The sequence below is a fragment of the Psychrobium sp. MM17-31 genome (genome assembly GCF_022347785.1).
Classification (GTDB): Bacteria; Pseudomonadota; Gammaproteobacteria; order Enterobacterales; family Psychrobiaceae; genus Psychrobium.
In genome coordinates this window covers 205,539-218,766 of sequence record NZ_JAKRGA010000004.1, presented here as the reverse complement: position 1 = coordinate 218,766, position 13,228 = coordinate 205,539, and the positions used below count along the sequence as shown (strand labels likewise).

The following is a 13,228-nucleotide window of genomic DNA, read 5'->3' as shown; positions in this document are numbered from 1 at the left end:
ACCTAATTAGATCATCAACAGGGAATCGACCATGTCTATTGAGCAAATTAGTCAGCAATCAAAAGTAGATTATCAAGCAAGCCAGACTCGCAGTCAGCGCGTTATTGAGATTAAAAAAGACGATCCTAGGCATTCGAGCCGCGATGGGTTGAGCGGCGCGCAAAAAATTGCGATGGACGTTGTCGATTTTTCTTCCAAAGCAATTTCCGTCAGCCATCAAGAAGGCGAACCACCTGAGCATATTTACCCCCGCCCACTATCTGTGGATATTCTGCGCACCAAAATCCTGCTCGAAGAAGTGTTTGATGTAAAAATCGAGGGAGATAACGAGGCTCTTGCCAAGGCGATTAATGAAATAGAAGTCACCGGCCAGTCGTTCGCCCAAGGAACTCTTGAAGAATTACCAACTAGCACCGCCGTACTGGCTTTTGGTCAATCATTTGATGAAGATTCTGAATTGGTCATAATGAATGCGGTAACCGATTCGCAATCACTAAATTATTCCACCAGCGGCACCTACAAAATTAACGATAAAGTCTTTCACTCCACCTTTGAATTCTCACTGTCTGAACAGCGAACTTCAATGACTGAAGCTACTATTCCAGCGATAAGCCTCAAAGATCCACTACTGTTGCAATTTGGCCCAAAAGCCATCGGCCCGCTTAACGGCCAAAAACGCGACGTCGATATTAATTCCGACGGTGTTATCGACAGTTTACCAATGTTCGAAGGAGATGTCGGCTATTTAGTTCACGATAAAAACAATAACGGCCGAGTCGATGATGGCAGCGAACTATTTGGCCCACAATCAGGCAATGGTTTTAGCGATTTACGCACACTCGATAGCAATGGCAATGGCTTTTTCGATCGCGAAGATGAGGCATTTTCTGAACTAAAGATCTGGCAAGTTGACGCCAATGGCAGCGAAAGTTGGCGTAACCTCGCCGATACTGACATTCACGCTATTAATCTTGCAGCAACCTCGACTCCGTTTAATTTCTACGACAAAAACGACGAGCTACAAGCAAAACTCACTCGAACGAGTGTCGCGTTAACAGAACAAGGTAAAGCCTATGGCGTTCATCAAGTAGATGTCCGTATCTAGCTCACTTCATACTTAACGCATAGCATTAGTCAGAGTGGCGCTCAGCTTCTCGTTTAACACGGGCAATTTCCTGCGCGATAATTCGCTGCGCTTCGGCGTTGTTCTCACGCTCGGCATAAATATCGTCGCTGAAAAGACTGCGCAGTTGCCAATAAGCGGTGCAGCGATTAAATAGAATCAAATAGCCTACAACGATTAAGATTAGGCTAAACACTGACACATTAATCGCAGTAAACCACGAGCTTGTTTTTCCCTGAATAAACACAGGGCTTTGATTGTGCTTATCAAGGTAATCGAAGGTTAACTGGCCGATGTTCTGTTGTGAGTAGTTCCCCATGTCCAGTTGCAGCGTCTGATAGTTAGGCGCTGATAGGTTGTGAATTAATTCTCGAAAACGTCGGTTTATTTTATTAAAACTATCTTTGTTTTTGCTCTGAACGAGGGTTAGCATCACGGCATCATCGTCAAATTGATTAAGCTCATCCAACGCCATTTGTTCGAGATAGCGACGATGTGCATTAACAAGCAAGGTATATGTGCTGCTTGTCCTAAATATCCAATTAACATTGTGCTCGCCATTGCGCATCGCCTGCCAATATCGCTCTTTGACCTGTGCAGAAATCTCCTTACTTTGGTGTGCATTCTGCTTTTTCACGAGCGCGTGATAATTTATCGATAGATGTTCTTTGAGATCGAAGCAACTAACACTGCCGTCGCAGTATTTATCGATAGTCTTGGCCAGTTCCTGCAGACGGGAGCGATCGAAAACCAACATATCAGTTGTCGAACGAGCATACATGCTGCGGGTGGAATTGATGTGATTAACCGCCAGCATAGTGTATTTATAACCTTTAGTGGGCGGATAGAAAACGGATGATTTAAAAGCATCAATGGCCTCGATTGACCATTTATCTAACGCTATTTCATCTACTTTTTCATTTGATGGCTCATCTAACACGACGTGATTACAAACTGGCGTTAAATCAATAATGTCGCCGATTAAGCAGCGTAGTTTTCCAGAGTAAATTAGCGTATCGCCTGCTTTAAAATTGGTTGACGAAAACTGTTGCGGTGTGGATAACTGATAGTGATCCGTCATGCCTAACACAGGTCGCAACGCGCGCAAATTTTGCGTCCAATCAAGATTCATAAACACCATGATTAATAACATGGACAAATAGACAAAGTGTGATGTTAGATAGCTTTTCTTAGGCCGTTGACCAAAGGCATCGTCCACTAATTTATGCCTGCCTAATGACAACAAATAAGGCTCTCGCCTAGCAAGCTCGGCATAGCTAAAATTCACTCGTGAGTATTGCAGTGTGGGCGTAACCCAATTTACCGGCATGACAAAGGTTTGCTTACCGATAACCAAGTCTATCTTATCGTGTTCACCGACATGAATTTTAAGATCCAGCACGGTGCCGCGAGCGTTAATAATTTTCGGCCGCTCTCGCCCTTTAAAATGACGCTTAGCCAGCCAAATATATACGAGATTAAACGCAAGGCTTCCCACAACAGGCACTATAAATTGCCAACTCGTGGTTATGCCATCCGCACCCCAGAAGAAAATTCCCACATAAATACACAGCGCGAATAACACCCAAGATGTTAGCGAGCAGCTAAAATTGTGATTAAATAAAACCTGCCATTCCGCTTGTGTAATTTCACGCTCACCCTGTTGTTGGGTGCTGCCTGCTTTACGCTTTTTCTTGGCGACATGCTCAATCGCTGAATCAGAGAAATCAAATAACTTCCACTGATCGGCAATAGCCAATGGGTATAACCTATTTTCATAAACAACGCCCGTTATAGCAACAGCTTGATTGTTCATGAGAATGGGGTTGACGGCGTGAGGAATAACCACAGTGACGTCTACAATTTCTAAGGTTGGTAGACCGTGGCTTGTACGAAATTCAACACTGTCATATTCATAATCCCCTTGAACAAAAAACATTGAGTCATCGGCAACTTCGATCCGATATAGCTCTTCCAGTGCCTCCTTTTCTGATTCAGTAATCTCTCCTCGTGATTCTAAATTTGCATATGACATTAGCGGTGTTTGCGACTCTCTTTCGCGTTTATGCTTTTGGTGGCGCTCTGTGACTACGCCGCCAAGACCAAATACAATAAATGCAAAACCAAAGATTAGCGAAAATACAGCATCGACAGTTTCCATAAAATCCATTGTCATCCCTCCTCTTGCACTATGCGAAGCAATTCAGATGCATGTTTGTTGCTGGCGATATCTCGATTTACGGCATCCGAAAGTGCGTCGGCTTTGTCGCGCCACTTGAAAAAGCGCCACAGATGCACGAGATAAAGACTCAAAAAGCCAGCTAACATCCACATTCTTGCATCCAGCATAAATTGCGCTTGCGGCGCAAGTTGAGGAGTGAATATCAAACGGTTTAACTGCGGAATTTGATTAAGGTAAACCCATTCTTGACGCTGCGCTTGTGCTAGCTGCTGCATGGCGGTGAGTGTTTTATCGAATTTAGTTTGATCAAAGCCCTTTAACGCCGCGCTGAGAGCGTTAGCAGATTGCTTATTAAGTTCTGGATTAGATCGTCCAAAACTTGCAGTTAACGGCGATTTCTCGCCATTGATTTGCATGATAATCATATGGAGCTCTGTATCGTAAAACCGATTTACCAGATTGCTATAATCACTGTGAGTTCTTAGGGCGAAGAAGTTATAAAGCTGTTCATTGGCCAAAATGGCCCGCCAAATGTCGTCGTCATTCGCTGCAGGCTCTTGAATCACTCCCTCGCGAAAATTCTTAATAAAATAGGCCTTAAACTCCTGACAGTGATTTAATTCTTGGCAGTGATCTTCCAAAAACTGAGCGATTTTTTGCACCCGATTATTGTCCAACACCACAATGCCACGCGGCGAGATATAGCCCTTGCTATGCGCCATTAAATAAAGCTGCGCTTTGCGCTGCATAATCGCCGAGTTTCTTGGCATCAATAACTTAGCGGCTCGCGCATTAAGCACCGCCTTTGCGCGCGGTGACAATACAAGCTCACTTGTCGGCTTCTTAAAACTGACGAAGTGGCACATATTGCGAGCACCGTAAATCGGCTTATGGGGATTTATATGACAACGCATATCGCCAGTGTAGGTAACGCGATCTCCGCTTATTAAATTCGCTGCCTGCAAGGCCTGATAACTGTCTACTTGATGATGTGTCGTCTGCCCCGTTACTTGTCTCAGCCAACGGTAATTCTCGCTCCAATTTGTTGCCAAGGACAACATGACGAAACAACAGGTAAAAACAATAGCGTAAAGAAACTGGCGATGATTAGATTGCTGCTTAGTGGCGTGATAATCAACGATACGTCGGTCGTTAAATGACAAGGTTGCAGGATATTCTTTACCAATGCGAGCGGCTTCTAATGTTACCGAGTGACCCACAATACGATCATCAATCCAAGCAAGTGGCACGGTAAAACGAATGAGTTTGTCGTCGAAAGTGGTGTCATTAAATGATAGCTCTGCCACCTCCGTATTTGCTTTATCAATCGAAAGATTAACCACCTTGCCCTGTAGTTTTAATACTTTAGGCCGTTGCTGGCTGTTGTTTTTAACAAAGCTTAACCAATGCCATAGATGGCCAATCAACAGCACAACTGGCAGCGGCACTATAAACCACCAATCATTCAGCTCACCCTCCGCCATAAAGCAATATACGCCATAATAAATCAGCACGAGAAAATACAACCAGCCCCACCATTTCGCGCCAACGCCTTGCTTTCTCACCAGTGGCCACTCACGTTCATCTAACTCGCGACTACCAACAATGGATAAATCAATATCGGCAATTTCACCGATTTTAGGCGCTAAATAGGCTGCTTCTAGCTGCTGATAAGCATCAAATTGCGACGCTTCGTCCACCACGTGCCACAAGCCATCGATAGCAGCGGGATAAAAAGTATCTTGGTGAATAATGCCACGCATCGACACTTCATCGTCAGTGGTTGCATAAGGAACTAAAGGCTCAGGGAGATGAATACGAGTGCCATCAAGCATAACCAATCTATCTCGCACCTGACCATGAGCTTCGTATTGGGTGATCGAAAGTTCACCAGACAGCATAAATAGATCGCGATTGGAAAACGATTGCTGATAAAACGCCTGCATGGTCTCAAAGCCTTCGTCAGACAACTCTGATTCGCTAGCAAGCTCAGTAACCAATTGCTTAGCTCGTTGTTCCGCTTCCTTTTTCGTTTGTTTAAATCGGCGCATCCGCACAATCCAAATAATTAACGAAATAAAAGAGATAACTAACGCCAGCACCCGCAACTCATCCATCAATCACTTCCTTTTAATTGGTAAAGTTAATCGATAAGTATAGGCGGCTATTTCAAAGACGCTTGGCTAACATTTAGGATTGTGAAGGAAGTGTGATGGAGAACTTAGCGCCGCCGAGTTTTTCGCAATGTGAAATGGCTAAGTTTCCTTGATGCCATTGTAAGATACGGCTGACAATGGCGAGTCCCATGCCATAGCCTTTGACTGTTTGTTCGCTGTCATTACCACGAATGAAGGGTTTAATAATTTGCTCGCGATCTTCAGGAGCTATACCATTACCATCATCACTTACGCTAATAATAACTTGCTCACTTTCCGATGTGATATCGACCATAACTTCACTTTCACCGTAGTTCACCGCATTTTGCAGCAAGTTATTCATTAAAATCATCAAATAGGCGGAATCACCATACACTGTTATGTCGCTCTCACCTGTCGTGGAAATCGACATTTGGTCGCTGGCTTTATTCTTAATACAACTGTCGATAATAGGGCTGATAGCAACTCGGTGCTTATCTAAATTCACCATAGCTTGATCTAACCGCGCGTAATTAAGCAGGGTTTCCACCAGCTCCACCATTTCATCAACGTTATCGCTAATACGTTGTTCAAAACGTTGACGGAGTTTCGGATCGTCTTCTTCCGCTAACGTATCTAGGCCAAAGCGAATGCGAGCTAATGGTGTGCGTAAATCGTGAGATACGGCGCTACTGAGTAACTTAACATCACTCACCAGATCTTCGATGCGCTGCGCCATGTGGTTAAACTCTGTTTCTAAATCACGAATATAAGTCACCGAACTCACATTAACACGCTGTGACAAATCTCCTTCACCAAAGGCTTTGGCCACCTGACGCAGTTTGAGTAAGCGGCGCAATAGTGGATAAAGCCACGCCAACATCAATAACATCATTAGTAGATAAAAGGCACTGGTGAGAATAATCCGCAGCGACGAATCAATGGCATGAGAGGTTAAAGGCGGCGCTTGTAGCACTAACAATTGTTGATGGTTTTTGAGGAGAAAATAGAGCGATAAGCCGCTATCTGTTTCTAACATCACGCTTTTGCCGTGAACTAGCTCGTTTATTAACGCTTGTGGCAACAACGGTTTTTGGGCGGAGAGCAGCGACAATTGATGGCTATCTGCCACAGGCCAGTTTTCGACGAACTCTGCGGGCTCAGCAACCTGATTAAGCGTTTTAGCCAAATGCTCACCCAATACTTCTAATTCGCTAATCGCATCATTATCTGCCTTGGTATGACTGATAAAATACTGTGCCACCACTTTATCGAACACCAGCCCTAAGCCGATAGTCGCCACCAGTGACACAACAATGAGTGAAATAATAAGACGGCGCATTACGACCAACTATCCTTAGCGAGCAAGTAGCCTTTGCCCCAAATGGTTTTAATGCGATAAGGACTGGCTGAATCATCGCCAAGTTTTTTGCGCAGGCGTGAGACTCGCAGATCAACAGACCGATCAAAGCCGTCATAATCAAAGCCTCTGAGGTCTGCGACTAATGATTCCCGAGATACCACTTCTCCCGCTTGTTTCGCTAACAACCACAACACATCGAACTCATTAGAAGAAACATTAATAGCTTCGTCATTGAGGATCACACTGCGATTTTGATTATCGACAATTAACCCACCAAGCACGACTTGGTGAAGATTCGAAAGCGTTTGCTCAACACTTGGACGACGACGCAAGGCCAATTTGATGCGCGCCAGTAGTGCACGGGCGCGAATAGGCTTAGTCATGTAGTCATCAGCGCCCATTTCTAGCCCTAGCACTTCATCGATTTCTTCGTCACGCGCCGTTATCATAATAATGGGATTGGCAAACTGAGGGCGAACGGCTTTGCACACATCTAAACCGTCCATCCCTGGTAACATACCGTCGAGAAGCACGAGATCGGGATTTAATTGCTCAATTAAATCCACCGCTTCATCGCCGCGATGACAAGTAGTCACTTTAAATTCTCGGGCAATTAGATAATCTTGCATCCACTGCGCGAGTGCGATGTCATCTTCAACTAGCAGTATGTGATCTTGCTCTATCAACTATTTAATCCTTGTTAAAACAATCGCCAAGAACGACGAGGTTGACCTTTTTTCTTATATACCCACGCAAGCTTCATTAAACCGGTAGCTAATACGGACTCTTCATTGGCTTGCCTGATAGTAAATACCACATTATTGGTTGCCTTAACTTCAAACTCCGCTTGGCCCGCATTGTGGTTTTTCCAGCAACGAATCGCTTGCTGTTGCATGTTTGAATACAAACAATAGTGGCCTTGCTCCGGCATTTTCCACGCGATTTCAACGCTTGCAAAACACGGGTTGCCCTGTTTCATAGCAACGCATTGTTCTGGCTGTACCACGAGTTTTGGATCTGGCGTTGCCGGCATTGCCTGCGCCGCAGAAGTTAATGAGCCAACTGTCACTAAAAAGGCAAATACTGTCATTACAATAGATTTCATGGCGCCGTCCTAAAACACATACGTTAGAAGAACACCGGCACGAGTGCCATCTTTAACACCATCGTTGCGAGCCGCTTTAGTGCGCTCTGACAGTGTTTCGTAGCGAACGAAACCACCAAACACCCAATCAGTGCTTATCGGATATTCCAAGCCAACTTCGGCAGAATAGCTAACGCCAGCATAATCTTCTGAACCGTCGAGCTTGTGTGAGTAGCTGTCAATCACGTCTTTTGAGCGATAATGAGCACCAACTGCACTATAAATGCCGACATTTCGAACCTGCCATTCCATGTTGTAAGACACTGACGCCTCAACACCGTCTTCGTCACCATTGTCGGGACTGTAAGGTGAGAACATCACTTGCAACTGACTTGAATCGAAATATCCTGTTGCTCGTAAACCACCGCGTTTACTGCGATGTAGGTTTTCAATACCTTCAAGCCCTTCGATGTGACGCACCGAGGTCTCATAGTACAGATCCATCGCCCAAGTATCGTCGCTGTAGAAGTTATAACCCCAAGCTGACGGGGCGTATAAACCGTGTATACGACGAGAGCTCAAACCCGGTGATTCAACAAAAAAGCCGCCAATTTGGGCGCGGAAACTAATGTCGGTTTCAAATTCCGCGTCACTATCGTCATGTAACGGATCGCGAAAATCATCGCCAAAGCTGCTAATAGCACTTAAGCCAAGGTAGAATCCATCACGCACATTACCGCTATCATGTTCGTGCTCATCGTCATCTTCGAAGCCGATACGAATATTAAACTCGCGTCCGTCTTCGTCACTGTCGTGATTATGAGTGTGTTTGTGTTTCTTTTCGTGCTCAACCGTTGGTTTTTCTTTCTTTTCGGTATCCTGAGTTTCCGCCAATACCGAAGCTGCTGGTGCAGCCGTGGCCATGGCAATAAGTGATGAGAGCAGTAGTCGTTTCATTGTCCTGTATTCCTTAGTTCCTATCTTGTGCTTTCATCCTAACGACAATGTTTAGAAATATGCGTAACAGTATTTTTGTAAATGTATCAGTTTGTATCAACATTGGTCTAAGCCGTCCAAGACTCTTGCAACAACGCCATCATTGCCTCTGTTGATACTTTCGATAGGTCATCACTGCCTTCGAGTAGGCTATTGGCCAAATCGCGTTTGTGTTGATGCAACGACAAAATCTTATCTTCAATGGTGTTTTTGGCAATAAAGCGATAGATGGTTACTGGGCGGGTTTGTCCCATGCGATGCGCGCGATCACTTGCTTGATCTTCCACCGCAGGATTCCACCACGGATCCATATGCACCACATAATCAGCCGCGGTCAGGTTAAGCCCTGAGCCACCCGCTTTTAAACTAATTAAAAATACATCGCCAACGCCCGCCTGAAAATCATTAACCGCTTTTTGTCTCGCCTGAGCAGTGGTTGCACCGTCGAGATATTGGAAGCTAATGCCATTGGCCATCAAACGTTGTTTTAGAATTTGTAAATGACCGACGAACTGACTAAACACCAAGCATTTGTGATTATTTTCTTGCAGTTCGACCATCAACTTATCAAAAACCTTGAGCTTTGAGCTTTCGATAGTGCTTTGTTCCATCACCAAGCTTGGATGACAGCAAGCGCGGCGCAATTTCATAATTTCCGCTAGCATCTTGATGTGTTGCTGTCCCGGCTCTACCTCTTCTTGGGTTAAGTTCTCAATAGCTTGACGGCGCAGCGCTTCGTAAAAGGTCACTTCTTCTTGCGACAGTTCAATAGGTAAATTGATTTCCGTTCTGGCAGGCAATTCAGTCAGTACCTGTTGTTTTAAGCGGCGTAATATAAATGGCGCGATCACTTGTCGTAAGCCAAAGCTAGCCCGCTGTTTAGCAGCCGCATCACTCTCTTCATTACTTTCAATAAGCTGGGCAAAGCGCTTGTGAAACTGTTTTTGACTGCCTAATAAGCCCGGATTGATAAAACGGAAAATGCTCCACAATTCCGTTAGATTATTCTCAATCGGCGTGCCCGTAGTTACCATTTTAAATTTTGCGTTCAGCGCCAATGCCGCTTGCGTGCGTTTGGCCATTGGATTTTTTAATGCTTGCGCCTCATCGGCAACCGCACTAATCCAATCTACTTTTGCCAAACGCTCACCTTCTCGTTGCAGTAAGCCATAGCTACAAATCACCACATCAAACGCAGTTAACTTGTCTAACACCTGCTGGCGATCATCGATGTGACTATCGCGGCCAAAAACGTGCACTTTTAAGGTTGGTGCAAACTTGGCAATTTCTTGCTGCCAGTTAAAACACACCGAGGTCGGCGCTAGAATTAAACTCGGTCCTTGCGGTGCGCGCGCCAACACTACTGCCAATGCTTGCAGTGTTTTACCCAAGCCCATATCGTCGGCTAAACAAGCACCAGCGCCCCAATGTGCCAAGCGCATTGCCCAATCAAAACCATCGAGTTGATAGTCTCGAAGCTGTGCTTGCAGCGTCGATGGCACCTCTGGCGTTAGTGATTCCGCTTCTTTGAGCAGTGCTCGTTGTCGTTCCCACGCATGAAGTGTTTTCATGCGCATGCCTTGAGTCACCACATCGACTAATGGGCTGGCAATGGCGTGAAACTTACCGTCGAGAGTCATATTTTCGATTTCGTGCAGTCGTTGCGCTAATTCTTTGGTTAGCACCAACACCTGCTGTTCATCGAGCTTTATAAAACGTGAATTTCCTTGCTTGAGTAAGTCCATTAACTCTTTAAGCGCTAATACCTGCTCGTCGCTCACGGTTAAAGTGCCATCGAGGCTAAACCACTCTTTTTGTTTGGTAATCGCCAGTTTAAGATGGGCCATTTCTTGAGGATCGCTCAGCTTAAGCTTCTTGCCTTTCGGCCATTGCAACACTAGCGATAAACCACCAAAGTCTTGTGGCGCTTTAACCACCGACTCTAAATCTTGCAGAGTTTCTAGCGCTTCATCGAGCCTGTCACACAGCAGGCGTGAATCGATCATTTGTTCGAACAGCGGAATATGTTGATACAGCGAAAATAATTGATGACGCTCAGCATCTAAATTGCGCTGAGTACTCTGGCGTTTGCCGCCAATCTCTTGCGATAACATTGGATTGCCCTGACCCGGCGCAATGCTAGGTCCATCAGGTCCCAATGGCTGAACACACACTTGAAAACTCAAGCCTTCGCCTGCCTGTTCAATGTTGATATAGAGCGCATTATCGGCGTTAACTTGGGCGACTGACGTACTAATACCTTCGAGATCAGATTGGATGTTTAGCATTGGCGCAATAACCTTAATACTCTGCATCACACGCTCTTTGGCTTCTTCCGGTACCAATATGCCACTTTCACCGACAATCTCAGCTATTTGCCGATGTTTACGCTCATAAACCACAAGTTCGTATTTTTTAGCGGCAATTTCAGTGAGTGAATAACAGCTGTCACCATCATCTAAATCGCTAGGCAGGTTACTCATTGCCAGTAAATAGCCGTCACTATTTTTAGTAATGATTAACTCAGGTTCACGCTCGGAAATAGCAATAGGCGTTGTTAAATCGTCTTCGGTATAGATATTCTCTGCGCCAGCCGCACTACGAAGTGCATTAACACCTTCTAACGCATAGTGCTCTTTGCCGTAATAGCCACCAACATAGGTTGCTTTAATTTGCTGACAAATATCGTGATCTTGAGGAGATAAGTAATCAAATGTCGTGATTTCATCGGCTAGTCGTTTAAGGGCAACAGTACGTCCTTTACTCCAGCCAGATTTTCCCAGCTTTTGCTCTTTGGCAACTAACTCATCACCATAGCGAGAATGCTGTAATATCCAAATTAAGCGCTGTTGTTTGTCACTCGGTATAGGCTTTGTCGGCGTTTTATCTAACGCCAACAATTGCTCAAGCGCTAAATCCCATTGCTCTTTACGGCGAATAATTTGAGAAAGATTGATGCCATTGTCTTGGCAATCAAGGGCGACAGGTAAAACTTGCTGACACCGATTCAAAACATCGGCGGCCACTTTAGCCCATAGCCACTCGCCATTATCAGCAAAGTCCTGATAAGCCTCGCTTAATTGACGAAGGAATACCGCGCTAGGTTGTTGATTAGACCACAACAAACTAAGACAGCAGACAGTGACATAAACACTATAGGAATAATTTTTAATGTGGGAGTAAGGTTCGCTAAGCTCCAGCTGTTTAGCGCGTCCCGAGAGCACCATATTAAAACGATGCAAACAGGCATAACTTTGCTGATAGCTACTTTCAAAGCGGCGATCTTCAACTTGATTGTCCCACTCCTTTGCCAATACCGTTAGCTGTTCAGGCGCTTGATCGCTACCTTGCTCCAACAGTGCAAAGGCATAAAATAAGCCACTGAGTTCGCCAATGTATTGGCGTTTGCGACGAGAGATTTTATTTTTAGCCACCAGCGCTTGCTGAAAAATATTGATAGCAACAGCCATCTCACCATTTAAAACCGCTAGAATTCCCTGCAGTTGTAGTCCGTAGGTCGATTGCTCTTGTCCAAGCAGCGCCGTCGCCTGTTGTAAACGATTTTGATAAATGTATTGCTCTGCTAGCAGCAATCGAAAATTGTCATTGAGAGGAAACAGCTTGTCTTGCAATGACGCTAGTAGTTCAACGACTTCTGTGCGATCTTTATTCCCTTCTCGTAGTTTGCGCAACAAGCTAGCAAAAGCCACATATTCCATTTGCGGCGGCAACTGCAAAAACTTATCTTCGCGAAATGGGTAGAAACACAGTTTGATCAGGGTGCTGTAGGCAGGATCGTCGACGCGTTGTGGATCTTTATTAAACTCAAATAACTCACCGCAAAGCTGAAATTGGTTGCGATAAAAACTATCGCGAATTATGCGCTGAGTATTGCTGTAACTCGGTCGTCCCCACGAATACGCTGACATCATAGGATGCACACGTTCGACAACCTCAGTAATGGCTTCAAAGGCTCCTTCATCTAAAGCTTCACGCGTCAGTTCATCCGCCAAATAAGGGGTTAGCAAAATGCCGTCTTGGGTTACCGAAACTAAATCTTGAACTATCCACTCATCGCGCACTTCATGGCTAAAAGTATTGTGAAGCTTGATGCGATTGAATTCATCGAGGTGGCTTAACTCTTGTAAGATCTGTCTGAACTTCGCTTGCCCCAAGCGATGATTAATCACCGCCAACACTTTTAACACCAGCTGTTGATCGCTAGCGAGAGCATTATAAAGGGCTTTGTGTTTGTAGATGGCAACGTCAATGTTAGTAAGAAACGACATATTGAGGTTCTAAATTTGAATATTAAATCCATGGTATCGCGTTTATTTAAATATTT

Annotated in this window: 8 protein-coding genes; 1 reads left to right on the top strand and 7 read right to left on the bottom strand. The window is 44.9% G+C overall.

Features of this window, described 5'->3' with window-relative positions:
* Positions 1-31 precede the first annotated feature (31 nt).
* Positions 32-1,105, top strand: coding sequence for a hypothetical protein (locus tag MHM98_RS13730; protein ID WP_239439917.1), 1,074 nt, complete (start codon positions 32-34; stop codon positions 1,103-1,105).
* A gap of 25 nt (positions 1,106-1,130) precedes the next feature.
* Here MHM98_RS13730 and MHM98_RS13725 read toward each other — a convergent pair whose 3' ends face one another.
* The 7 genes from MHM98_RS13725 to MHM98_RS13695 form a co-directional block, all read right to left on the bottom strand.
* A complete protein-coding gene (locus MHM98_RS13725; RefSeq protein ID WP_239439916.1) occupies positions 1,131-3,293 on the bottom strand; it encodes a hypothetical protein in 2,163 nt (720 codons plus the stop codon).
* 2 nt (positions 3,294-3,295) lie between these two features.
* The gene (locus MHM98_RS13720) at positions 3,296-5,422 is read right to left on the bottom strand and encodes a hypothetical protein (protein WP_239439915.1); all 2,127 of its coding nucleotides are present in this window, start codon (positions 5,420-5,422) and stop codon (positions 3,296-3,298) included.
* A 73-nt stretch (positions 5,423-5,495) separates the two neighbouring features.
* Entirely contained in the window at positions 5,496-6,782 is a 1,287-nt protein-coding gene (locus tag MHM98_RS13715) for an ATP-binding protein (protein WP_239439914.1), read from the bottom strand.
* Positions 6,782-7,489 carry a response regulator gene (locus MHM98_RS13710; protein WP_275441606.1) on the bottom strand — a complete coding sequence of 236 codons (708 nt, stop codon included), beginning with the start codon at positions 7,487-7,489 and terminating at the stop codon, positions 6,782-6,784. Before MHM98_RS13710 ends, MHM98_RS13715 begins: the two co-directional genes overlap by 1 nt.
* 14 nt (positions 7,490-7,503) lie before the next feature.
* Positions 7,504-7,908, bottom strand: a complete 405-nt coding sequence (locus tag MHM98_RS13705; protein ID WP_239439913.1) for a DUF3019 domain-containing protein — start codon at positions 7,906-7,908, stop codon at positions 7,504-7,506.
* 9 nt (positions 7,909-7,917) lie between these two features.
* Positions 7,918-8,844: a MipA/OmpV family protein gene (locus MHM98_RS13700; protein ID WP_239439912.1), complete on the bottom strand. Its 927-nt coding sequence runs from the start codon at positions 8,842-8,844 to the stop codon at positions 7,918-7,920.
* Positions 8,845-8,951: 107 nt separating this feature from the next.
* Positions 8,952-13,172: a DEAD/DEAH box helicase gene (locus MHM98_RS13695; RefSeq protein WP_239439911.1), complete on the bottom strand. Its 4,221-nt coding sequence runs from the start codon at positions 13,170-13,172 to the stop codon at positions 8,952-8,954.
* Positions 13,173-13,228 lie beyond the last annotated feature (56 nt).

Excerpts from the sequence above, each read along its gene's own strand:
- MHM98_RS13715 (WP_239439914.1), bottom strand. The coding sequence starts at position 6,782 with ATGCGCCGTCTTATTATTTCACTCATTGTTGTGTCACTGGTGGCGACT.
- MHM98_RS13695 (WP_239439911.1), bottom strand. The coding sequence starts at position 13,172 with ATGTCGTTTCTTACTAACATTGACGTTGCCATCTACAAACACAAAGCC.
- MHM98_RS13730 (WP_239439917.1), top strand. The coding sequence starts at position 32 with ATGTCTATTGAGCAAATTAGTCAGCAATCAAAAGTAGATTATCAAGCA.
- MHM98_RS13720 (WP_239439915.1), bottom strand. The coding sequence starts at position 5,422 with ATGGATGAGTTGCGGGTGCTGGCGTTAGTTATCTCTTTTATTTCGTTA.
- MHM98_RS13700 (WP_239439912.1), bottom strand. The coding sequence starts at position 8,844 with ATGAAACGACTACTGCTCTCATCACTTATTGCCATGGCCACGGCTGCA.
- MHM98_RS13725 (WP_239439916.1), bottom strand. The coding sequence starts at position 3,293 with ATGGATTTTATGGAAACTGTCGATGCTGTATTTTCGCTAATCTTTGGT.
- MHM98_RS13705 (WP_239439913.1), bottom strand. The coding sequence starts at position 7,908 with ATGAAATCTATTGTAATGACAGTATTTGCCTTTTTAGTGACAGTTGGC.